This window comes from Bacteroidota bacterium, from assembly GCA_018692315.1.
Lineage (GTDB): Bacteria > Bacteroidota > Bacteroidia > Bacteroidales > JABHKC01 > JABHKC01.
On the sequence record JABHKC010000098.1, the window covers coordinates 46,820 to 71,070 of the forward strand.

The following is a 24,251-nucleotide window of genomic DNA, read 5'->3' on the forward strand; positions in this document are numbered from 1 at the left end:
TCTAAAAAGGGGTCGAATTCGACCCGATTATTAGAGTTATAATTATTTTGAATCGCCACCATTCATTATGTGTAACTTTCTGTTATTATAATCTCAGGATTCAATATTTTTGAAGTAACAACTTTTACTTGTTCCACTTCATCAATTTCCTCGTTTACCAGTGGATAACTTTTCAATATGCCAATTATTCTTTCCAGTATTATTACCGGCTTTAAAGGACTTTTACCAACTGCTCTTTTTAGTTTGTTAATATCACGTTGTAAATTTTGAAATCTACCTTTCCGAATGGCTTCTTTTGCAGTAATTATCAATTCTGTCTCTGCATCGTTTGTAAAAGGCAGATTAATCATTGCATCCAGGTAAGAAATTGCACGTTTTTCGTTTGGTCCTTGCGTAACATCAACTTTTTTATCTTTTGCTTTTTCCTCTTCAAGTTTTTCCGAAAACAGTTTAATTGCTGTTTTTACTTGTTCGTGATGTTTGGAATGTAAGGGTATTCCTTTTTCGTTTGCATCGGCTTCAAATTTCTTTATTGTTTCAAGAAAGGTTAATTCTTCAATTTCATCTTTTGAATTCACATAAATAAAGGCATCTCTTTTTGCATCTTTAACAAAACTGATAGTGCTATTATTTAAGTCGCTGTTTTTTCTTCCGACTCTTGCCCGTAAAGGCATATTTTTTATTTGTTTGAAAAATGTTGGGTCTTTTTCTTTAATGTCCCTTATCATCATTAAATAAGCCAACTTCTCATCTTTTTCCTCTTCTAATTCGTGGTCAAAAAGTCCAAAAGTTTCTATCTCCTCATCTGGCGAATATATTTGACTATCTTCTCCAAGTGCAGCGTGAAAAGCCTGTAACTTCATTATTGCTTTTTTCTCCAATTCAATATCACTATTAACCTTTGCTGTTGGGTAGAAATTATAAACGTGTACTTCTTTTGCAATTGAACCAATTCTATTTACCCGACCAATTCTTTGCATCAATCGGGTTGAATTCCAAGGTGTATCATAGTTGACAATCACATTTGCTCTATGTAAGTTAATTCCCTCTGCCAGAACTTCTGTTGAGATAACAATGTTGAAATTATTTTTTTGCTCCGATTTTAGAATATTAGCATCAAAATTACTTCTGATTATTGGCATTTTTTCTTTTCGTGATTTACTATCCACCATCAATATGTTTTCATCAATATATTTTGGTAATTCACGATATAAATATTCTGTAGTTTCTTTGCTTTCAGAAAAAACTATCAATTTTGAGGTTGGATTAATTTTCTTCTTTAGAAGTATGGTTATCAAATAGTCAGCAAAGACTTCCAATTTAGGGTCGTCATCTATTTTTTGCCATTCTTTATTTAACGATTTTAATAATTCGTAATCATTTTTAAGTCCTGGTAAGAAGTCGTATTCAAAATCATCAGGCTCACAAATATCTATTGTTGGGTCTTCTATCGATTTCTCAATTATCAATTCTAATAATTCTTCCTCTTTTCCTTCATTAATAAAGTCCGATACTGGTAAGTTTGGTGCAATATAAATCTTGCCATTTTCAAACATTGTAACCATTGCTTTAGTAGCCATCATAAAGCGATACAAGGATTTCTTAAAAGCATAAAAACTACTGTCAATTCTTTTAACAAGTAATGTTTTCATAATTTTTGCCAACTGACTGGAAATCATATCGGCTTGTTTATACTTTGCTTTTTTATGTGGTTTCAGAAAAGCAATTGCTTGGTATCTGTTGTAAGTTAAGCCTTGTGTTGGATGGCTTAATACAAACATTGTTTTATCATAAATGGTATCAAGATGTGGCTCTAATTGATAAAGTATCTTTTTTGGTGCTCCTACTTTTGGAAACTTAATGCCTTGCTTTTCTAAATCTTTAGAATATAAATCGTGAGCCATTAAATCGGTTCGTGTTCTTCGCACAATTAATGGTTCAATAACCTTTGTTCTAATTCTTTCATAAATCCGCTTAACTCCTTGTTGAACAACTTTTATGTCCGGCTCTTTTTTTAGTTTTTTATACGCATCAATTTGAATTCTGAAAAAATGTTGCAAGTTCCCAATTTCAAGTGTAGAGTTTTTACTGTCTTGAAACAGATAAACTAAATTCGCAATATCTTCAGGTTTGTTATTCAGAGGTGTCGCTGAAACAAGCATTACTTTTTTTTGAACAGTTCTACCATCAGGAAGTATTCTACGAGTTGATGTTTTACATATTTTCTGTAATTCATTATACATTGTTGCTGTATCAGAACGAAATTTATGTGCCTCATCAACAATTATTAAATCATATTTTCTTGCATCTCTAATTTTATGCAAACTTCCGTTTGTAATAATTTTTACATTATCTAATCTGAATTTGTCGGTTGTTTCAGCCCAATTTTCTTTTAAAGCAGGCGGCACAATAATTAGGGTACGTGAGCGATGTGATGGAAAACCATTTGAATAGAAATATTTTTTAGCAATTATTGTTGCTACAACTGTTTTCCCGAGTCCAACAACATCAGCCAAAATAAAACCATCGTGTTTCATTATTTTGGTAAAGCCATCATTAACAGCATCTATTTGATATGAAAGCCTTTTAAATCCTCTCGGTAAATCGGTTATTGAGTTTGGGTCAAATTCTATACTTTTTCCAAAGTACTCAACCAGGAATTTTAAATAAACTTCATAAGGTGTGTATGTGTCATTTAGATATGTTTCTTTTTGTAACTTCTCAATATAATCTTCCTCTATTGGAATTGATTCTCCCCATAATTTCTCAAATGTTTCAGAAGCAAAATCAATGTCGGTATTATCCCTAAGTTCTATATTAAATTCAAAATTTCTTGAAAGTCCAGCATCTGTTAAATTGCTTGAACCAGTAATTACAGAACCATATCCGTGGTTGTGTTTTTCTTGTTCTTTGAAGATGTAAATTTTAGCGTGAATATTTTGTTTAGGATGAACCTTAATTTTTAGTTTTCCTGTAACGATATCTGAAATCAATTGAAGCATTCCTTCTTCAACTTCTTTATCATATTCGGCTTCTTGAATACTCTTTTTTATTTCCTTGAAGAATTCATTTTGTGCTTTCTCAGCATTTGGATCAAATAGTAATCCTTGTTGTGAGGCTTCATTAATTAGATTGTCAATGTTTATTCCAACAAGTATTCTTATTTCAGATGCCTTCTCAATGAATTTTCTAATCCTGAAATAGCCAGAAGCACGAAAATATCCAACTAAAGCATCAAAGAAATGAATATTTCTATGTTTGAATATTCCCTCAATTTTATTGATTAAGGTATTCTCTGCTTCGTTTGTAAAAAATTTAGTGCTCATATGGTTTTCAATATTTCTTTTAGTCCATCTTTCAAATAATTAAGTTCTCCCAAGTCCGTAATTATTGCTGATTGTATAAACTGTATTTCAATCTCTTTTTCTGCTTTATCCAAAGTTTCTGCTAAAATTGGAATCATTTCAGTTGTTGCACGTCTTTCGTTTCTCTCAATTTTACTCAATATTGAGGTATCAATATCAAGTGCCGCTGCAACTTTTCTCAGAGGTAATCCTATGTCCTCTCTTGATTTCCGTATGTATTCTCCAAACGTTTTCATATTGTCGTAATTGTTTTGACGATTTTGTCAAAAGTAGGATAATTTTTTTGTTTTTCGGGCTGGATTTGTGCGTTGGGTTCCCTAATTGTCCCGAAGGGCAAAAGCGGGTCGGCAAAAACTATTTTTTTCTTGCCCCAAATTTCATTCTTGACTGATATTTTATTAATTCGATTTTTCAATTTTCAATCAGTTTATTTCAATATACTTCGGTTCTTTAGCCTTGCATACAACATCTGTGTAAGAGGAAACTTCCTCTTATTATTTTATTAGTTGCGTAACTATTATTTCCATTTTCAGGGGAATATGGTGAACTTTTGTTAAATAATGTCATCTATTGGTTTTTTAAAGTTTCTAAATTTATTCTTGCAAACATGTGTGTAAATTTCTGTTAAACTAAACCCAAGCCAGCTAATTAAGAAATAATCTCGTGAGTTCATCTTTATTATTTTTTAAAATATGTAAATATGAGAAAAAATATTAATCTACTGTAAAATAATTGTTTGAAATATTAAACAAAATGCAAAGAGGCTTTTAGTGAATAATCAATACTGAAAAACTGTCATATGCAAATAATTATTATCAAATATTACCTAAGGGGGCTTCTAAAAATAGTAAATTTCAAGGCGTAAGAAATTTGAAAACCGGAGTTTTCTATTGTAAATGAGGATTTTAAAATTTTGAAACAACTAAGAAATTTGCATTTTTTGAAGTCGCCTAATTATCTACAACAAATGACATTTCGCTTCTTTACATATCAAAGAACTAAATTATTTAATGAAAAATCTACCAGACTTCAAAATATCATTTCCGAAAATACGATAAAAATACATTCCACATCTTATTTTTGGAAAATTTATTTCTGAAATGCCAATATCAAATTTCTTTATTAAAAATTCTTTAAGCAAGGCAGCCAAAAGCCTAAATCCTGGTCCTGAAAATTAAGTTTTGTCAAAGCAATTAGTTTTCAATTTGAGTTTTCAATTCAAAAGCTTTCTCATTTAATCCCCAAATTTTGCTTTTCCCAATATACAAAACATGATACATTGACGGAACAATTATGAGTGTGAGGAATGTAGCAAAGGATAATCCGAATATCACTGTCCAGGAAAAGGCTCCCCAAAAACTTGTCATATCTCCACCAAGATAAATTTTTGGATCTAAGTTGTTTAGAAAGGAAACAAAATCAATATTTATTCCAATTGCCATCGGCAGCAATCCGAGAATCGTAGTTATTGCAGTTAGTAGAACGGGTCGTAGTCTGATTTTCCCGGCAAAAACAATACATTCTAAAGAATCGGAAATTTTCAAATCATGTTCTTTTTTCAGGCCTAAGTCCTTCTTCTTCCGCATTTTTGTTAAATTGATATAGTCTATCAAAACTATTGCATTATTTACAACCACACCGGCTAATGAAACTATTCCAATTCCTGTCATTATTACAATAAAATCCATTTTGAATGTTGCAATTCCGCCAAGAACACCTATTGTACTAAGTACCACACTCATAATTATGATAAATGGTTTAACAACCGAATTGAATTGAGATACTAAAATAATTGCAATTAGCGAGACTGCAATAAGCAATACCCGCAATAAAAAAGCCATTGATTCTTCTTGCTCTTCTTGCTCGCCCGTAAATTGATAATCATAACCTTCAGGGAATGGGAATTGTGCCAGAATTGGTTTCAATTGATTGTTAATTTCTGTGGCATTATATCCTTCAATTATATTTGAATAAATCGTAATCATTCGGTTCAAATCTTTTCTTTTCACAGCACCGTAGGTAGTATTATACGAAAATGTTGCTACTGCTGAAACAGGTATCTGAATGATTTTTCCGCTCGATTGGCTTCTAAAAGTAACCTTCATATTCATCAAGGAAGAAATGTCGTTTCTGTATTTTTCTTTAAGCCTTAATACAATTGGATATTCGTCTTCGCCAACTTTGAAATCTGAAACTTCTTTACCAAAAAGAGCTGTTCTGATGGTTGAGGCAATCATACCGGTTGATAGTCCGAAACGCCTTGATTTTTCTCTGTCTATATGAATTAGCATCTCGGGCATACCAACATCCAAATCAATTTTTAGACCTTCGATTCCTTCAATTTCAGCATGATTTATTATTTGCTGAACGGTATCGCTTAGATATAATAATTGTTGAAAATCTTTACCACTAATTTCTAAATTTATTGGTTTGCCGGTAGGAGGTCCATTTGAATTTTTTTCTATCGAAAATTGTATGTTTGCGTATTCACCAATCAATTCGTCGCTTAGTTCTTTCATAATATCGCTTGTTAAAACACCGCCACGGTCTTCGTAATCGACAAAAGTTACAGTCAATAGAAACTGGTTTGGTGTTTCCGAAAAGTTGAAATAATCTGATTCTGCTTTTGCACCAAGACCTACGGTTGTCAAAACTGATTTAACGATTTTCTCATTTTTCTTCAAAACTCTCTCAACATGTTCTTCAATTATCATTGCAACAGAATCCGAAGCCGTAACATCCATTCCAATAGGTAGTTCGGCAAGAATATTAACGTATTCAGGATCGTTTTCGGGGAAGAATAAAACTTTAGGTGAACGTGCACCAAGAAACATGATTGTGAAAATTAGAAGCATGAAAGTCCCAAAAATAAAATAGTATGGATTATTCTTTCGTAACACAAAATGGATGAATTGTTCGTATAAGTTTTCGAGTCTCAATAGAAAAACTTCTTGAAACCATCTGCCTAATTTATTTAAAATGAATAGATTAAACAAGCCAATAATTGTTGCAATTCCGAAAAGAGTGCCAAGAATATTGCTTTGCGCAAGATAGAACAAAATACAAAGGACAAATGTTATTGCCGAAATTATGAGCGATCTTTTTCTGTTTGGAGGCTCTTTGTGTGCATCTTTTTTTACTAAGGATGAAGCAAAAACAGGAATTATTACTAAAGCAACAAACAATGATGAGGTAAGTACAATTATCAATGTTATTGGCAGATATTTCATAAATTCTCCCATGAGGCTATCCCAAAAAATTAATGGGAAAAATGCAGCAAGTGTTGTTGCCGTTGAGGTAATTATTGCGATTGCAATTTCTCCGGCGGCTTGTCGTGCTGCTTCGAATTTAGAATATCCACGGTCGATATACCTATAAATATTTTCGACCACCACAATTGCGTTATCTACGAGCATTCCGAGTGCAAGGATTAATCCAAAAAGAATTATCATATTAATCCGATAGCCAAGAAAGTTGAGTATAACAAAAGAAATGAGCATCGACATTGGAATTGCCGAACCTACCAGCATTGCATTTCGCGTTCCAAGAAAAATGTAGAGAACAATAATAACGAAAATGATTCCGAGTATCATTGAGTTTTCTAAATTCGAAAGTTGTTTACGAATCATTACTGATTGATCGTTGGTTAAAACTATCGACAAATTTTCGGGAATACTGTGACTTTTTCTTGCCTGATCAAGTATTTCGAAAATCTGATCGGTTGCATCAAGCAAATTTTCACCGCTTTTTTTCACCACTTGCAAAGAAACCACTGCTTGCCTGTTTAGTCTGGCAAAATTGTTCGGTTCTTCGTAACCATCAACTATTTCTGCAACATCCCTTAAATATACAATTTTACCATCCTCGTGTTTTACTATAATATTTTCTATCTCTTTTACGGATAAAAATTCGCCAATTATTCGGATTGAACGATGGGTTTTATTTAATTTTAGCTCTCCGGCCGACATAGAAATATTTTCGAAAGCTATTGCATCTTCAATGTCCTGAAAGCTAATTTTACTTGCTTCAGTTTTGAGCGGATCAATATTTATCTTAATTTCTCTTTCGTTAATTCCAGCAATATTAACTTTCGATATTTCTTTTATTTTTTCGATTTCATCTTGCAGATAATCGGCAAATCGTTTTAGCTCAATCAGGCTGTAATCTCCTGAAAGATTAATATTTATAATTGGAAATTCCGAGAAATCTATGTCGTTCACTGAAGGGTCTGCCGGCAGATCGTCTGGCAACTCGCTTTTTGCTTTGTCCACAGCATCTTTCACATCTACCAGAGCTTCGTTGATGTCGATATTTGTATTAAATTCCACTATCACTGCCGACACGTCTTGTGAAGATGTAGAACTTAACCTTTTTACATTTTTTACAGTTTCCAGCTCTTTTTCGATTGGTCTGGTTATTAGGTTTTCGATATCTAAAGGTGGATTTCCGGGATAGATCGTATTTACAAGAATTGTAGGAAAAAATACTTCTGGAAATAGTTCTTTTGGCAACGAGCGATATGAATATAAGCCAAAAATTAGGAAAACTATTGCTAATAAATAAATCGTATTTTTATTTTTTAATGCAAATGAAGTTAGAAAAAAATCTCTGATTACTTTTTTCTTTGTTTGTGATTCAGTAATAATTTCCTGATTATCAGTGTTCATATTTTATTTTTTTATTTTTTATTTGCAAATTCTTAAATAGATATTTCGCATATTGGATTTCTGAACTATAAGATTTAATTCAATGGGATTGTTTTCACCAATAAATTTTCACTTATTATGCTAATAAAAGAATCGAATATAATTAGTCATTTTATCAGTTTATAAATTTCATTAAAAATTTATAAACTGATATTTTATTGGTAATTATTCCGAATTCTCAGCTTTGTGTCTTCTATTATCACTAAAGAATTTGATAAAATATCTGTTTTCAGATTTAATAGCTGACTATAAACTTTTATTACATTTGTTGCTTGAATGTTTTTTAGCTTAATATAGATAATTCCATAATAACTAATCCCTTCAAAAATATCTGACTTCCCAAAGTCTTCGTCGTGGGTCAAAACAAACCGGTTTCCTAAATATGCAGTTTTAATAAGCTCTTCGTCGGTTTTTCCAATCCAATTGTTTTCTTTTACGTCAAGTACATCTATGTTTTGTAGTCGAAGAAAATTGACTACTACAGGAGAAATATTTTCATCGGTAAGTAATTTTATCTTTTTAAATATCATAACTTAACCTCCAAATTTAGATTATCAATATTTTTGTAAAAATGTGCCAAATATTTGTAGCAGGCATGTAAATCTTCCTTTATAATATGAGAATAGTCTTGAAGAATTTCATCTTCCGATACTCCGGAAGCAAGTAAATTGAGAATAAATTCAACACTTATTCTTGAACCAGCAATAATTGGCCTTCCTCCAGCAATTTTCGGATTAATTGTAATTCTTTCCATAACCTCCCAAATTCATAATAATAAATCTTCAAAAATATTGATTTTATTTAAATATCAAAATCCAACCAAATTAATTTGACGGATTTACTTTATCGCCATCGGCAATAAGATTATAACCTTTGACAATAACCTTATTCCCTTCGGATAGTCCTTTTGAAATAATTGTATTGTCGTTTTCCGACATTCCGGGTTCAACATAAACTTTTTTCGCAAAGCTACCGTTGTTAGTCTTCTCGGCCACATAGAGGTATGTTCCTTTCATATCTTGTTTTAAAATTATAGAAGGAACAACAAGAGCATTATTGTTTTCATAATCATTTAGTTTTAATACAGTTGTAAGATTTGGTTTTAGTAAATTATTTTTGTTTTTTATTAATAATTGTGTTTTGAAAGTTCGGTTTTGAGTACTAATTACATTTCCAATTCTATAAATATCAGTATAAATTGTCATTTCCGGGTAGGCTGATATTTTAAGCAGAACAGAATCTCCTTCCTTAATTTTTGAAATATATGCCTCAGAAATATCTGCATTAATATATACCGATTCCAAATTTACGATTAGCATAAATTGCATTCCGGGAACAGCCAATTCTCCTTCCTTTAAAGATATCATTTCAATTGTTCCGTTGATGGGTGAAGTAATCAATGCCATGTTTTTTTGTGCTCTTAAAGTACTGAGCTTATTTTCGAGGGAAATTTTGTTGTTTTTTGCATTCAAAAAATCTATTTCGGAGCCAATTTTTTTATCCCAAAGCTGCTTTTGCTTTTTGTACAACAGACTTGCCAATTCTAATGAAGATTCGATTTCTTTTATTGTATTGTCTGTAACACTGGTATTTAGCTTAGCAAGCGATTGACCTTTTTTTACTTTTTGTCCTTCAACTACATAAATTTTATTTATCTGGCCATTAATTTCGGGACTTATAAATGCTTGTTTTACAGCTTCGACACTACCGCTTGCCTCAAAAAAGTGTTCAAACTTTTCAGATACAACAGTTTTACTAACAACTTTTTGAATATGTTCTTGATTGTCCGCTCCTTTGATTTCTTTTAATTGGCCTTTCAATTCGTGATTTTTTGCATTAAGTTCGGCAATCTCTTTTTTGTTTTTTGACATTTCCTGATTTATGGATTCTTCTGTGATTGCTGGATTGCTACACGAAAGAAGAAACATAAAACCAATTATTAAGATTTTTAAATTCGCTATATTTTTAAAAAAAGCAAAAACTCTATTTTGTAATTTCATTTGTTGCGGGTTTTAATTTTTATATAATAATTTATTTAGACCGGAATTTGCTTTAAGCAAATCTATCATTTTGTTGAAATAATTTGATTGTGCTGTAAGATATTGATTATGAACTTGTGTTAAGTCGAAACTCGTTGAAATTCCTTCTTGATATTTGGTTAATGTTTTTTCATAGATTTTCTTGGCAAGTTCCAGATTTTGTTTCAAGTTTAAATATTCTTCATAGTTTGTTTTTAAATCAGATTTTGCTTGTTCGACTCCAAGAATTAAATTTTGTTCGACTTGCCATTTTGTATTTCTAACTTTTTCGAGCTCAATTTTTGCTTGTGAAACTTTCGACAATTTCATGCCGCTCGACAAAAGGGGAACTTCGATATTTAATCCAAAAATATCGGGTGGCGAAAAATTAAATTCCGGTTTGTTCATTTGTTCTTCGTGATTATAAAAAGCTGCTACACTTGGAAGAAATGTCGATTTTTCTCTTTTCAAACTCAAGTTCGACAGATTTTCCTGGGTTGTAATTAATTTGTAATCAATATTATTTTCTACAAAAAATTGTTCGTTCAATAATTGTTCGTACGATATATTTGAAAGAATATCGTCAAGATTATCAGTTAATTCAATATCAATTTCAGTTTCCAAACCTAATTGCATTTTCAAAAGTTTGTATGTCAAACCTACCTGACGTTCTAATGAGCTTAGCGAGTTTTTAATGTTGGAAAGTGTGAGTTCTATTTGGTCAAAATCTGTATCTTCCACAAAACCAACATTTAACATTTCCTTTATTTCATAAGCAATTTTTTCTGTATTTGTTAGAGTCGATTCTAAAATTTCCTTACTTTTTTCGGCTATTAGAACCAAGTAATATGTATTTATTATCAATTCTTTAATATCTGCTTCGGTCTTCTGCAGGTTTTGTTCTGAGAGCTTTTTATAGATTTTCGATGCCTGCAATCCAACAATATATTCGCCACTAAAAACCAACTGCGACACATTAAAATCGAAGGTAACATTTTCTTTTGTTCCAAGTTGGATTGGCTCTCCTTCAACATAGTTATCCATGACCATATCTGATGTCAATGGCATTGTTGCATCTATTGACTGCCAATCGATATAGCCGCCAAAGTTCATTTCCGGGACTTCCAAAATATTCGAATAATTTGCTGTTCCGGTGGCATGTGGCAAACCTATTGCAGTGGTTTCCCAAACTTTCTTTTTTGCTAAAACAATATCGAGTTTTGCATTTTTTATTTGGGCATTATTTTTAAGGGCATAATCCTGAGCTTCTTTCAAGGACAGTTTCATAACTGTCTGCGACTGCATATTGAGAGCTGAAAATAGTATCACTATAACAGCCAAAATGCCATGTTTAATCTTCATTATATTTGGGTTTTTAGTTCTTTAAGTTTTTCGTAAAGCAATTTTATTCCATTCGGGTTTGCAATTCCATGAATGTGATAAATAAATAATTCATAGAAAACTTCTGTAGAAATAATTTCTTGATTGGAAAAATTTTCGCTTCTGCCAATATTATCCATTCGGTCGAGATAGAATTTTACTATTATTTGTTCATTTATCTCTTTTCTGAATAGATTTTGCTTTTTCCCTTTTATGATGTTATTAAGAAATATTTCGTACATCCTTTCTCGTCGGTTGCACTTCAAATTATTCAGTAAGGAAGGATAGTATTTTTTCAAATCGTAGAAAGTGGAAGGATTGTGCTTTTGCAAAATATGGTTTACATGTTTATTTATCTCAAATAATTCGTCAATTGCATTTAGATTTTTTTCTAACAAATTGTCTAAAAACACATTTCTTTCCTCAATATCAGCCTGCAAAACTTTTTCAACAAGCTCAGTTTTGTCTTTTATGTGTTGATACAATGTCTTTTTCGAAATTCCAAGTTCTCTTGCAACATCGTCCATTGTGATACTTTTTATCCCATATTTCTGATAAAGAACTCTTACATTAGAAACTATATTTTGTAAATCCTTATTCATGCGGCAAAAGTAATTCTAAAAACTTAGGAAACAAATTATTTATAAAACGTTTCTATTGTTTATTTAGTTTTTTTTCGTTTAACTATGAAGAAATCTTGAGTGTAACTTCAAATTTTCTTTAGAAAGTTTTGATTATTGAAGGTGAATAGCAACTACTTAGAACAATTTCGGATTTTTTAATGACGGAGAAATATATTTGCGAGTTTTCCGAAAACTTTGATTCGGCCATAAATTCCTTAGATGATAAAATCGCAGGTTTATATTTAGGAGCTGACGATTATTTGACCAAACCATTAGAAATTTACGAATGGAATTCCAGAATTAAGGCACTCATTAGAAGGAGGCAATTCGATGGAGATAAAATAGTAAAATCGAATTAGAATATAATTATTCAACCCTCGCTTTACATCTTTCGTAAAAATAATAAAAACCAAAACCCTGTATTTTATCAGCGTTTTGGTTTGAATTACAATTTTTATAAAAAATTTTCGCTTGGATTAAATCTACGAGTAAACAAATTCCATATTCTCGATTTTATTGAATGGAGTTTTATTTACAAAATTAAGTACAAGTAAACAAAATTACAATCAATAGAGATTTTATTCATTTTGAGTACGGTATTATCATTCAGAACCAACTTTCTGTTTAAACCATGCCAAATCTTGCGATTTAGGTCTTTCTATTGAAAATCCTAAAGCTCTGTCCCAGACCAATTGTGCTAAAACACCAAGTGCTCTTGAAACACCAAATAAAACTGTATAAAAATCGTATTCCTTAATTCCATAATGCAGGAGCATCACACCTGAATGAGCATCGACATTTGGCCAGGGATTTTTTATTTTCGAGATGTTTGACAGAATCGGAGGGACTACTTCATATATATTATTAACAACTTGAAACAAAGGATCCTCCGGAAAATGCTTTTGTGCAAATTCTCTTTGAGCTAAATATCTGGGGTCGGTTTTTCGTAACACAGCATGACCATATCCAGGAACCACTTTACCTTCTTTCAATGTTCGGGTAGTATATTCTGCTATTTGTTTTTTACTTGGATTTTCGTTCCCAATTTCTTCCAACATTTTAAATATCCATCTAATAACTTCCTGATTAGCCAAACCATGCAAAGGTCCGGCTAATCCGGCCAGTCCGGCAGCAAATGAATAATACGGATTGCTAAGAGCCGAACCAACCAAATGTGTTGTATGTGCCGAAACATTTCCTCCTTCGTGGTCGGTATGAATTGTTAAATATAATCTGAAAAGTTCTTTTACTTCTGGGCTATCATATCCCATCATATGAGCGAAATTTGCTGCCCAGTCTAATCCGGGTATCGCTTCAATAAAATTAGAATTATGGAAAGATCTTCTATAAATGTAGGCAGCAATTCGCGGCAAACGAGCAATAAGGTCCATTACATCTTCGTAGGTAAGATCCCAGTAATCTTTCTTGACTAAACCTTGCCTGTGAGCAAGCCTGAATTTTGATTCGGTTGACATTGATGCAATTGAACTTACAAGCTGAGTCATCGGATGTGCATCAACAGGAAAGGAGTTTATAATATCGTAAACATATTGAGGAACTTCTGCTCGGTCGTACCATTCTTTCGAGAGTTGAGTAACATCGTCTTCAGTAGGGATGTGATTTAGCAACATTAAATAAAATAGCCCTTCAGGCAAAGGATAATTTCCTCCTTTTGCTGTAGGCAAAATTTTCTTTAATTCCGGAATTGAATATCCACGAAATCTTATACCTTCTTCCGGATCAAGTTTCGAGGTGCTTGTTAACAGACTGACAACACCACGCATTCCAGTCAAAACCTGTTCTAAAGTTACATCGCAGATAACTTTTTTTCCATGCTCCCTATTTAGCTTTTTAATACTTTCAATAAAAGGAGGAGCTTCTTCGTAAATAATTTTTTTAATTTTTTTCATAATATTTAGTTTTAAAATAAATAATTTAACTATTCAGACTTATTGCTTAAAACAAAAAAATAAGAACTCAAAATTCCGTTTGTGAAGATCAATGCTTGTATAATTTGCTTGAATCAGATGCAATCAGTTTTCTGAAGTAAAAACTTATAACTATAGAGCTTCAACTTTCATCAACAAAATACTTATACGAAGCATTCTTACTCAAATATTGCATCCATTTTGGATAACTTTGTCAAAAAAAATATGTACTATCCAAATTTAATACAAATTAAAGCTAAAAGCAAATATTAATTGAATTTGGAAACTATTTATTACATATTCTCAAGTCAATTTTTTCAATAAAAAGAGAAAAAAGCAAATTTTCATTGATAGATATGAAATCATTAAAGTTATTCTCTCCCTATTTTTATGGCATATGTTTGTTAGTTGAAATAAGCTCGGAAAATAAAATTTAGTAGGAATCAAATTTTTAAGTAATAATAAAAATAAAAGTAAATTTGTGCCGTATTAAAAACGAGATTTTATTATGAGCGAAAAAAGTATTAGTGATAACAAAAATAAACAATTGATGGGCGAAACGAATAAGACGAAAAAGAGCAATTTGGCTTATATTATTTTACTGGTAATAATGGCAATAGCGATTGCAGCAATATCATGGTTCTATTATCAACAGAAAATAGAAACAGAAAAAATTGTAAGCGTATTAAAAATTGAGAAACAAGATATTCAGACCGAATTGGACATTTTGCTTAGCGAATACGATACTTTAAAAACCAACAACGACACTCTTAATGTAAAATTAGCTGAGGAAAGGTCAAAAATTCAGCTTATGATTGAAGATGTTAAACAAATTAAGGCAACAAATGCTTCAAAAATTCGACAGTACAAAAAGGAGCTTGGGACATTGCGAAATATCATGAAAAGCTACATCACTCAAATAGATTCTTTAAATACAAAAAACCAGGAATTAACCCTCGAAAATATTGAAGTTCGAGAGAAAATTCAAAAAGCAAAAAACAGAAATCAAAAGCTTTCAAAAACAAATGAAGATTTAAGCAATATTGTAGAAAAAGCCGCTGTTCTGAAAGCAAATAATTTTGATATTATATCCTTGAATAAAAGGGGCAGAGAGACTAAAAAAGCAAGCCGGCTTAAAAAAATCAAAGTGTGCTTCGATATTTCAGAAAATGTAGTTGTTGAGCCCGGAGCCAAAGATGTTTTTATTCGAATTGTTCGCCCCGATGATCTGGTGCTGACAAAATCGGTAGAAAACCTTTTTGAATTTGAAGGAATGGAGATAGTATATTCGGCAAAACGACTACTTGAATATGAAAACAAAGAAGCCCAAATTTGCATTTTTTGGGAAAATGATGAAATATATTTGCCCGGAAATTATTCTGTAGATGTATTTTTGGAAGGAAACCTAGTTGGTTCAGCCGATTTTGAAATGAAATAAATAGCTATGAAAAAGAATCTATATCTAATTTTTTTGTTAATTGCTAATTTTGCTTTTTCTCAATTTTCTCTTGAAAATGCAAAAACAATTCCGATGTTTACTGTAAATTATTCCTTGCAATTTCCTCAAAAAGATTTGGCAGAAAGGTATGGTGTTAATTCGATGATTGGCTCATCGTTTTCGCTAAAGCTAAAATCGAATTTTATTATCGGAATTGAAGCAAGCTACCTTTTTGGGAACAATCTAAAAGAAGATGGAATTTTCGATAAAATAAAAACTTCGAACGGTGAAATGATTAATCTTTATGGAGAATATGCAGATTATATTCTTTCTGAAAGAGGTTTTTTTATGGGTGCAAAACTTGGGTATCTGTTTCCGGTTTTTTCGCCAAACGAAAATTCAGGAATCCTGATATATGCAAATTTTGGACTTCTTCAGCATAAAATTAGAATTGAAAATAACGGAAATAATACTCCGCAAATAATTAACGATTATGCAAAAGGATATGATAGGCTAACCAATGGTTTTGCAATCAACGAATTTGTGGGTTATTCGTATATGAGCGACGATGGAAATTATAATTTTTACGCCGGAATCGAATATTATCAAGCCTGGACAAAAAATCGTCGCGATTTCAATTTCGACACAAAACAACAGGACAATTCAGACAGGCAAGATTTTTTATACGGAATTAGAGTTGGTTGGATAATTCCAATTAAGCGGCAAACAGCGAATAATTATTATACAAAATAGAATCTACTATTTCTGTTATCAATGAGCATTTCGCTTTTTGCATAAAACCTGAACAGTCTATCTTTTTCATATTAGAAAATGCTTCAACTTTATAATTTTTCAATCAGAATATATTATGCACTAATTTTTTTCGCCTCAGTTTTTGGCAATTCTAAGGCAAAATTGTGGATCGATGGCAGGAAATATATTTTTGCAAAACTAAAGTCGGCAATAAATACAAGCGAGGAAATTATCTGGTTTCACGTAGCATCGCTTGGAGAGTTTGAGCAAGCTTTGCCACTTATTGAAGAAGTAAAATCGCAATTCAAAAATTGCAAAATATTACTTACATTTTTTTCACCTTCGGGTTTCGAAATAAAGAAGAACTATCGAGGAGCTGATTATATTTTTTATCTCCCCTTGGATACAAAATCGAATGCTAGAAAATTCGTAGAAATTGTAAATCCGAAGTTCGTAATTTTTGTGAAATATGAATTTTGGTATCATTATTTAAATTGTCTGAAAAACAGAAAAATACCAACTTATGTTGTGTCAGCAATATTCAGAAAGAATCAACGATTTTTTAAGTGGTACGCTGGCTTTTTTAAGAAAACCTTAAATTCATTCAATCATATTTTTGTTCAAAACGAAATTTCAAAAAACCTTCTTAGTTCAATAAATATAAATCAAGTAAGCATTGCCGGTGATACTCGTTTCGACAGAGTTGCAAAAATTTCTGAACAGTCGAAAAAAATTACTTTAGTCGAAAAATTTAAGCAAAATAGTCAGATAATTATTGGAGGAAGTAGTTGGCAGAAAGAAGAGGAAATTCTTATAAATTTTATCAATCAGGCCGAAACAGAATCTAAATTTATTATTGCTCCTCACGAAATTAAAAAAGAAAATATTGATCGGATTTTTAATTCAATAAAACCTAAAACTATAAAGTTCTCGGAGGCAGGTCCCGAAACTATTAATCAATTTGAAGTGCTTATTATTGACAATATCGGAATGCTGTCATCTCTTTATAAATATTGCGAAATTGCCTTTATTGGCGGCGGTTTTGGTGTTGGAATCCATAATATTCTTGAGGCAGCAACTTTTGGTTTGCCTGTAATTTTCGGACCAAATTACTCAAAATTTCAAGAAGCAAATGAGCTTATTCAACTTAAAGGAGCTTTCCCAATAAGCAATTTCGAGGAATTTAATGGAACAGTAAAAAATCTGATTGCAGACAAATCTATGCTTGAAAAAACCTCCCGGATTTCAAGTGCATATGTTGAATCTAAAATTGGTGCAACAAAAATTATTATAGATTTTTTATTGAATGAAAATTAGAGTTGAATTTTTTCTCTTGCAAAGCTGCAACAGGCTTTTGAGGGGAAAGTTCAAAACACTATGAATAAATTTCCTTTTTCGATGCCAGTAGTGTATTTTTCAGTAAAGAAACAATGGTCATTGGGCCAACTCCGCCAGGAACGGGAGTTATATATTCACATTTCTCTGAAACTTCATCATATTTTACATCGCCTTTTAATTTCCAGCCCGATTTTGTTTTGTCAGATTTTACACGATGCATTCCTACATCGATTACTACTGCCCCGTTTTTAACCATATCTGCCGTTAGAAATTCGAGTTTGCCAATTGCAACAATTAATATATCTGCATTTTTTGTAATCTCTTTTATGTTTTTTGTACGACTATGGCAAACGGTAACTGTAGAGTTTCCAGGATATGCTTTCTTCATCATCAGCAAACTAAGTGGCGTACCAACAATATTACTTCTTCCAATTATTACACAATTTTTCCCTACGGTTTCGATTTCATATTTTTTAATCAACTCAACTATTCCGAAAGGTGTGGCAGGCAAATATGCAGGTAGCCCTATTACCATTCTTCCAACATTCTCGGGATGAAAACCATCTACATCTTTTGATGGGTCGATAGCCAATGTAATTTTTTCTTCAGAAATATGATCTGGCAATGGTAGTTGTACTATAAAGCCATCAATTTCAGGGCTTTGATTTAGCTGCGAAATTTCTGCTAATAATTTGTTTTCAGAAATATTTTCGTCGAATCTCAAAGTAGTAGAATCAAATCCAACCTGTTCGCAAGCTTTGGTTTTGTGCCCGACGTAAGTTTCGCTCGCCGGATCGTTGCCAACAATTATTGCTGCAAGATGCGGAACTTTCCCGCCATTTTCATTTATCTTGTTTACTTCTTCAGCAATCTGATTTTTTATTTCAGATGAGATTTTTTTTCCATCAATTATTTGCATTTTTTTAATTTGTATGTTTGAAATTCGGGAAAGCTTGAATAAAGTTTCTAATTTCTAATTTCCAATTTTTGACTCTCTACCTTTTAGCAGCAGTAAGGTTATTCATCATTCGTTTTAAGTTTTTTCCGCTGCTTGCCATTTTCATAATTTTTCGAGTTTCGTCAAATTGTTTGATCAATTGATTAACTTCTTGAACCGTTGTTCCGCTACCATTTGCAATTCGGCGGCGGCGGCTACCATTCAAAACAGTGGGATTGTCTCTTTCTATGGGTGTCATCGATTGAATTATTGCTTCAATATTCTTGAAAGCATCGTCATCCATATCCATATTTTTTATTGCTTTTCCAACTCCGGGAATCATTCCGGCAAGGTCTTTCATATTCCCCATTTTTTTTATTTGCTGAATTTGCTTATAAAAATCGTTGAAGTTGAATTGGTTTTTCGCAATTTTCTTTTGAAGTTTTCTTGCTTCATCAGCATCGAAATGTTCTTGAGCTTTTTCTACAAAGCTTACTACATCGCCCATTCCAAGAATACGGTTTGCCATACGGTCGGGGTAGAAAATCTCTAAAGCATCGAGCTTTTCGCCTGTACCTACAAATTTGATTGGCTTATTTACAACCGATTTTATTGTTAAGGCTGCTCCACCTCTTGTGTCACCATCAAGTTTTGTAAGCACAACACCATCATAATCGAGACGATTGTTAAATTCTTTCGCAGTATTTACAGCATCTTGCCCTGTCATTGAATCAACAACAAATAATATCTCGTGCGGATTGATTTTATTTTTAATTGTGGTTATCTCGTTCATCATTTGTTCGTCTATTGCCAAACGACCTGCCGTATCTACAATCACCAAATTATGTCCGTTTTCCTTTGCATATTTTACCGAAGCTTTGGCAATTTTCACAGGATCGAGATTTCCTTCTTCGGAATAAACCGGAATATCAATCTGTCCGGCAAGAACTTTCAACTGCTCAATTGCAGCAGGACGATAAACATCACAAGCCACCAACAAAGGATTTTTCCCTCGTTTTGTTTTTAGATAGTTTGCAAGTTTACCCGAAAATGTTGTTTTACCGGAACCCTGCAAACCAGCAATAAGAATTATGCTTGGATTGGTTTTAATGTTTACATCAACCTGATCGCCTCCCATGAGACCGGTCAGCTCATCGTTAACAATTTTTATCATCAACTGGCTTGGTTTCAGCGATTTTAGCACATCTTGTCCAAGGGCTTTTTCCTTTACTGTATCAGTAAACGATTTTGCAATTTTGAAATTTACATCGGCATCTAACAATGCTCTTCGTACATCTTTTAAGGTTTCGGCTACATTGATTTCTGTAATCCTGCCCTCGCCTTTCAGTATTTTAAACGACTTTTCTAATCTATCTGATAATTTTTCGAACATAACTTTTCAATTTTTTGCAAAATTATAAAATCTTTGGGATTGAAGTAGAAATTTGAGACAATAAATATTTCGAAATTATAATTTGGAATAAGGAACTATTTGTTCTATTTTTATGTCAAAATTAAAATGCCGATAACAAACAATTATGAAAACAAGATTTATTATTATAATAAGTACATTATTAATTTCAACAAACATTTTTGCACAAGGACTTTTGCTTGATTGGGTGGCAGGTTTTGGAGGAGCAAATGCTGGAGGTGGAGGTAAAACTATTACTGTTGATAACGATGGGAATGTTTATACGCTTGGTAATTTTTTTGGAACTATGGATTTTGATCCTGGAATTGGAGTTTCTAATCTTTCATCAAATGGACCATCAAATGAATTTATTACAAAATTTGACAATTCTGGAAATTTAATATGGGCAAGAAGAATAGGTGCGAATAGTAATCAATATGGTCAATTTATTGCAATTGATCCGTTTGGCAACCTTTATCATGTTGGATCTTTTTCTGGAACAGTTGACTTTGATCCGGGAAGTGGTATATTTAATCTTAGTTCGAACGGGATTAATGATATTTTTATTTCTAAACTTGATTCATCAGGCTATTTTATATGGGCCAAAAGTATAGGAGGAATAGACTCTGATATGGCAACTTCTGTGGATATTGATAATGAGGGAAATGTATGCCTAACAGGAACTTTTAGTGAAACTGCCGATTTCGACCCTAATATTGGAATTCATAATATTACATCAAATGGTAGTTCGGATATTTTTGTATTGAAACTTAGTTCTACTGGAGATATGATTTATGCGTACAATTTTGGGGGTGATACCGGTGATAATATTGGAAAATCAATAACTATTGATGCCTCACACAATGTCTATGTTGCCGGAACTTTTTGCGATACTGTAGATTTTGATCCCGATCCGTTTGGAGTATATAATCTAAATGAAACACATGGTACAATTTTTATCTTAAAATTAGATAACTCCGGTAATTTTGTATGGAGTATTAACATTGGGGGCAATGCTACTTGGTTAAATAGTTGTAGTTCGCTTTCTGTTGATGATTCTGAGAATGTCTATTTAACCGGCGAATTTACAGACACTATGGATTTTGATCCGGGACCAGGTGTGTATAATCTAATTTCATTATTTTACATAGACATTTATATTTCAAAATTTGATGAAAATGGCAATTTTGATTTTGTGAAAAGTGTTAGAAGCGAAAACTTTATGGTTAGTAATGCAAGTAATTCCATTAGTATTGACAATTCAGGAAATATTTATACAATAGGAGCTTTTCAAATTGTAGCTGATTTCGATCCTGATCCGATAGGCATTGATTATTTGACATCAAATGGATTATACGATATTTTTATTTCAAAATTAGATTCATTCGGAAATCATGTTTGGGCACAAAACTTTGGTTCAAATTCTTTTGATGAAGGAACATCAATTACTGTTGATAATGCAGGAAATGTCTTTTCAACAGGATATTTTGAAAACACGGTAGATTTTGATCCTAATTCTGGCATATGTAATTTGACATCTAATCCAATTAATTTCCCAAACCCTTTCATCTTAAAACTTAAGACTTGCTATGAGACATCATCTACTTTAGAAATATTTTCCTGCAAAAACTACATTTCGCCTTCAGGAGATAGCTTAACAAATTCAGGGGTTTATATTGATACAATTGCAAATGCTGCGGGTTGCGATAGCATCATAACTTTAGATTTGACAATATATAATGTTGATACTTCAGTTTTCCAAAATGGAAATACCTTGTCTGCTAATGCAAACGGAGCAATTTACCAATGGATAGATTGTGGAAATGGAAATATACCAATTGCTGGAGCAACAAACAAAATATTTATTCCCACTGCAAATGGCAGCTATGCAGTAATAATTACAGAAAATGGCTGCACCGACACAAGTTCGTGTTATATAATAAACACAGTTAGTATATCAGAAAATGATTTTGATTCAGGAGTAAAAGTTTATCCAAATCCGGCAAATGAAAAAATTCATATAGATTTCGAAACCTTTTATCCAAAAGGAACTGTTGAAATAATAAATAATTCCGGTCAGCTTTTGATTGAAAAGAATTTTGCAAATCAAAAAACAATCGAGTTGGATATTAAAAAATTACCGGCTGGCGAATATTTTGTAAGGAAAGTTGTGGAAAATAAAACTATCTTTGTTGAAAAATTTGTGAAGGAATAGATATTATTCTTTTTTCAAATAAAATATCGTATGTTTTATTGTGTTTTTTTTTATAGAAAATTTCAATGAGATTTGTAATTCAAAACTATTATTATGAAAACGAAAATTTTTATCCTAACTAGCATTTTTTTTATTTCAACTAACCTATTTGCTCAGCAACTACAATTTGATTGGGCTGCAGGCTTCACTGGAGAAACTGGATCTGGAACAAGTTTTGACATGGACTCAGCAGGAAACATATATTCAGTAGGAGGATTTTCAGGAACAGGAGATTTTGATCCAGGGTCTGGAGTATATAATCTGACCTCAAATTATTTTACTGCATATATTTCTAAATTAGATGCAGCAGGTAATTTTGTTTTTGCAAATAGAATTGGCAATGGTGGAGATGTTGGTTGTGCTGATATTACAATTAATCTTGAGGGAAATTTTCTTATTATAGGGCGTTTTGCAGATACATTAGATCTTGATTTTGGGCCTGGCGAATATTTAGTTCCCGGACCAGGAATGTATATTGCTAAATATAATTCATCAGGAGATTTAATTTGGGCAAAAGCTATTGCTACAAATGGTGTTACTGGTGTCTCAATTTCTACAGACGCATTCAATAATATTTATATCTCAGGTAAATTTACCGGTATTGTTGATTTTGACACAGGACCAAACGTTTTTAATCTTTCTCCTACAGTCAATACAAACAATCCCGATATATTTATATTAAAATTAGATTCATTGGGAGATTTTTTATGGGCCAAACAAATAGGAGGAGAATTCTGTGATTATGCACATTCAATGTGTTTAGACAATATAGGGAATGTATATGTAACCGGTGAGTTTAAGAGTACTACAGATTTTGATCCAGGCCCTGGCGTGTTTAACCTTTCTGCAGAATATCTTTCATGTTATATTGTCAAATTAAATTCTTCAGGAAATTTTGTGTGGGCAAATACCTTTGAAGGTGGAATGTCTCGTGGGCATTCAATTGTTTGTGATAATTCAGGTTATATTTATGTAACAGGGAATTTCTCTGGAACTGTTGATTTTGATCCTGATTCAATTGGAATTTTTGAATTGACTCCGCAGGAAAATTTTGACGTTTTTATTTCTAAAATTGATACTTCTGGTACAATTTCTTTTGTAAAACATATAGAATGTTACAATTGTATTAGTTATTCAATTGCTCTTGATGCTACCGGGAATATTTATACTACAGGATATTTCCATGTTTCAGTAGATTTAGATCCAGCAATTGGGATTTATAATCTTTATGGAAACAATGATATATTTATATCAAAATTAGATGTATCAGGAAATTTTGCTTGGGCAGGCAGCTTTGGCAGTACTGAATGGGATTATGGCAGGGATTTGAAAACTGACCATGAAAATAATGTAATTTTAGTTGGAGGATTTCATGAAGTTGTTGATTTTGATCCCGGACCAAATGTTTATAATTTGAGTTCAACATATAACCTGAACAATTATTCCCAAAACGCATTTGTATTGAAATTGAGTCAATGCTCTGAAGTGTCAAGTATAATTTCAGAATCAGCCTGCTTCAGCTATTATTTCAATGATACTACAATCACAAGTAATGGTACGTATTACGATACTATTACAAATGGTTCTGGTTGCGATAGCATTATTACTCTAAATGTAACATTTAATTATGTAGATACCTCTGTTACTCAAAATGAAAATACTCTAACTGCAAACTCAAATGGAGCAACTTACCAATGGACTTATTGTGGATATGGGAATATGCCAGTTATCGGTGAAACAAATCAAAGTTTCACTCCCACCATAAATGGCAGCTATGCAGTAATAATCACAGAAAATGGCTGCACTGACACAAGTTCGTGTTATACAATAACCACTCTTGGCATAACAGAAAACAAATTAAATTCAGGAATAAAAATTTATCCCAATCCTTTTTCTGAAACTACCAAAATTAGCTTTTATCTGAATAAAGCGGAATTTGATTCACTTGAAATCTTTGATATTACCGGAAAAAAAGTTAGAACCATTTTTAATAATCAATTTAATGAAAAAGGTGTATATTCTTATTCTGTAAATATGAAAGCTAATATTTCCGGAATTTATCTTGCCAAACTAACAGTTGGCAACGAAATTAGAACAAAA

17 protein-coding genes are annotated in these 24,251 nt (G+C 32.1%); 6 read left to right on the forward strand and 11 right to left on the reverse strand.

The window, feature by feature from the left end; translation table 11 throughout:
* Window positions 1–65: 65 nt before the first annotated feature.
* The 8 genes from HN894_08135 to HN894_08170 form a co-directional block, all read right to left on the reverse strand.
* The gene (locus HN894_08135) at window positions 66–3,326 is read right to left on the reverse strand and encodes an NgoFVII family restriction endonuclease (GenBank protein ID MBT7143293.1); all 3,261 of its coding nucleotides are present in this window, start codon (window positions 3,324–3,326) and stop codon (window positions 66–68) included.
* Window positions 3,323–3,601, reverse strand: coding sequence for a helix-turn-helix transcriptional regulator (locus tag HN894_08140; GenBank protein MBT7143294.1), 279 nt, complete (start codon window positions 3,599–3,601; stop codon window positions 3,323–3,325). Before HN894_08140 ends, HN894_08135 begins: the two co-directional genes overlap by 4 nt.
* Window positions 3,602–4,558: 957 nt before the next feature.
* The gene (locus HN894_08145; protein ID MBT7143295.1) at window positions 4,559–8,008 is read right to left on the reverse strand and encodes an efflux RND transporter permease subunit; all 3,450 of its coding nucleotides are present in this window, start codon (window positions 8,006–8,008) and stop codon (window positions 4,559–4,561) included.
* A 218-nt stretch (window positions 8,009–8,226) separates the two neighbouring features.
* Entirely contained in the window at window positions 8,227–8,601 is a 375-nt protein-coding gene (locus HN894_08150) for a DUF5615 family PIN-like protein (protein ID MBT7143296.1), read from the reverse strand.
* Window positions 8,598–8,825, reverse strand: a complete 228-nt coding sequence (locus HN894_08155) for a DUF433 domain-containing protein (protein MBT7143297.1) — start codon at window positions 8,823–8,825, stop codon at window positions 8,598–8,600. Before HN894_08155 ends, HN894_08150 begins: the two co-directional genes overlap by 4 nt.
* A 70-nt stretch (window positions 8,826–8,895) precedes the next feature.
* A complete protein-coding gene (locus tag HN894_08160) occupies window positions 8,896–10,071 on the reverse strand; it encodes an efflux RND transporter periplasmic adaptor subunit (protein MBT7143298.1) in 1,176 nt (391 codons plus the stop codon).
* A gap of 12 nt (window positions 10,072–10,083) precedes the next feature.
* Complete coding sequence (locus HN894_08165) at window positions 10,084–11,451, reverse strand: TolC family protein (protein MBT7143299.1); 1,368 nt, start codon at window positions 11,449–11,451, stop codon at window positions 10,084–10,086.
* The gene (locus HN894_08170) at window positions 11,451–12,071 is read right to left on the reverse strand and encodes a TetR/AcrR family transcriptional regulator (protein MBT7143300.1); all 621 of its coding nucleotides are present in this window, start codon (window positions 12,069–12,071) and stop codon (window positions 11,451–11,453) included. Before HN894_08170 ends, HN894_08165 begins: the two co-directional genes overlap by 1 nt.
* Before the next feature lie 179 nt (window positions 12,072–12,250).
* Between HN894_08170 and HN894_08175 the strand changes: the two genes are divergently transcribed.
* Window positions 12,251–12,451 carry a hypothetical protein gene (locus tag HN894_08175; protein MBT7143301.1) on the forward strand — a complete coding sequence of 67 codons (201 nt, stop codon included), beginning with the start codon at window positions 12,251–12,253 and terminating at the stop codon, window positions 12,449–12,451.
* Between the two features lie 243 nt (window positions 12,452–12,694).
* Here HN894_08175 and HN894_08180 read toward each other — a convergent pair whose 3' ends face one another.
* On the reverse strand, window positions 12,695–14,002 hold the full coding sequence (locus HN894_08180) for a citrate (Si)-synthase, eukaryotic (protein MBT7143302.1): 1,308 nt from the start codon (window positions 14,000–14,002) through the stop codon (window positions 12,695–12,697).
* A gap of 526 nt (window positions 14,003–14,528) precedes the next feature.
* Here HN894_08180 and HN894_08185 point away from each other — a divergent pair.
* The 3 genes from HN894_08185 to HN894_08195 all read left to right on the forward strand — a co-directional run bounded on the left by HN894_08185 (window position 14,529) and on the right by HN894_08195 (window position 17,528).
* Complete coding sequence (locus HN894_08185; protein MBT7143303.1) at window positions 14,529–15,458, forward strand: hypothetical protein; 930 nt, start codon at window positions 14,529–14,531, stop codon at window positions 15,456–15,458.
* A 6-nt stretch (window positions 15,459–15,464) separates the two neighbouring features.
* Window positions 15,465–16,211, forward strand: a complete 747-nt coding sequence (locus HN894_08190; protein ID MBT7143304.1) for a hypothetical protein — start codon at window positions 15,465–15,467, stop codon at window positions 16,209–16,211.
* Between the two features lie 78 nt (window positions 16,212–16,289).
* The gene (locus HN894_08195) at window positions 16,290–17,528 is read left to right on the forward strand and encodes a 3-deoxy-D-manno-octulosonic acid transferase (GenBank protein MBT7143305.1); all 1,239 of its coding nucleotides are present in this window, start codon (window positions 16,290–16,292) and stop codon (window positions 17,526–17,528) included.
* Between the two features lie 58 nt (window positions 17,529–17,586).
* Here the strand turns inward: HN894_08195 and HN894_08200 are convergent, their stop codons facing one another.
* Complete coding sequence (locus HN894_08200) at window positions 17,587–18,468, reverse strand: bifunctional 5,10-methylene-tetrahydrofolate dehydrogenase/5,10-methylene-tetrahydrofolate cyclohydrolase (protein MBT7143306.1); 882 nt, start codon at window positions 18,466–18,468, stop codon at window positions 17,587–17,589.
* A gap of 76 nt (window positions 18,469–18,544) precedes the next feature.
* Window positions 18,545–19,879, reverse strand: a complete 1,335-nt coding sequence (gene ffh / locus HN894_08205) for a signal recognition particle protein (protein ID MBT7143307.1) — start codon at window positions 19,877–19,879, stop codon at window positions 18,545–18,547.
* Window positions 19,880–20,024: 145 nt separating this feature from the next.
* On the opposite strand from ffh, the gene HN894_08210 reads away from it, so the two are divergent.
* Window positions 20,025–22,112, forward strand: coding sequence for a T9SS type A sorting domain-containing protein (locus tag HN894_08210; protein MBT7143308.1), 2,088 nt, complete (start codon window positions 20,025–20,027; stop codon window positions 22,110–22,112).
* 93 nt (window positions 22,113–22,205) lie between these two features.
* Window positions 22,206–24,251 (forward strand): T9SS type A sorting domain-containing protein (locus tag HN894_08215; protein ID MBT7143309.1); only part of this gene is annotated, 2,046 nt, incomplete at its 3' end.

Coding starts and splice junctions, on each gene's coding strand:
- HN894_08135 (MBT7143293.1), bottom strand. CDS start 3,326: ATGAGCACTAAATTTTTTACAAACGAAGCAGAGAATACCTTAATCAAT.
- HN894_08140 (MBT7143294.1), bottom strand. CDS start 3,601: ATGAAAACGTTTGGAGAATACATACGGAAATCAAGAGAGGACATAGGA.
- HN894_08150 (MBT7143296.1), bottom strand. CDS start 8,601: ATGATATTTAAAAAGATAAAATTACTTACCGATGAAAATATTTCTCCT.
- HN894_08155 (MBT7143297.1), bottom strand. CDS start 8,825: ATGGAAAGAATTACAATTAATCCGAAAATTGCTGGAGGAAGGCCAATT.
- HN894_08160 (MBT7143298.1), bottom strand. CDS start 10,071: ATGAAATTACAAAATAGAGTTTTTGCTTTTTTTAAAAATATAGCGAAT.
- HN894_08165 (MBT7143299.1), bottom strand. CDS start 11,451: ATGAAGATTAAACATGGCATTTTGGCTGTTATAGTGATACTATTTTCA.
- HN894_08170 (MBT7143300.1), bottom strand. CDS start 12,071: ATGAATAAGGATTTACAAAATATAGTTTCTAATGTAAGAGTTCTTTAT.
- HN894_08175 (MBT7143301.1), top strand. CDS start 12,251: ATGACGGAGAAATATATTTGCGAGTTTTCCGAAAACTTTGATTCGGCC.
- HN894_08180 (MBT7143302.1), bottom strand. CDS start 14,002: ATGAAAAAAATTAAAAAAATTATTTACGAAGAAGCTCCTCCTTTTATT.
- HN894_08185 (MBT7143303.1), top strand. CDS start 14,529: ATGAGCGAAAAAAGTATTAGTGATAACAAAAATAAACAATTGATGGGC.
- HN894_08190 (MBT7143304.1), top strand. CDS start 15,465: ATGAAAAAGAATCTATATCTAATTTTTTTGTTAATTGCTAATTTTGCT.
- HN894_08195 (MBT7143305.1), top strand. CDS start 16,290: ATGCTTCAACTTTATAATTTTTCAATCAGAATATATTATGCACTAATT.
- HN894_08200 (MBT7143306.1), bottom strand. CDS start 18,468: ATGCAAATAATTGATGGAAAAAAAATCTCATCTGAAATAAAAAATCAG.
- ffh (MBT7143307.1), bottom strand. CDS start 19,879: ATGTTCGAAAAATTATCAGATAGATTAGAAAAGTCGTTTAAAATACTG.
- HN894_08210 (MBT7143308.1), top strand. CDS start 20,025: ATGAAAACAAGATTTATTATTATAATAAGTACATTATTAATTTCAACA.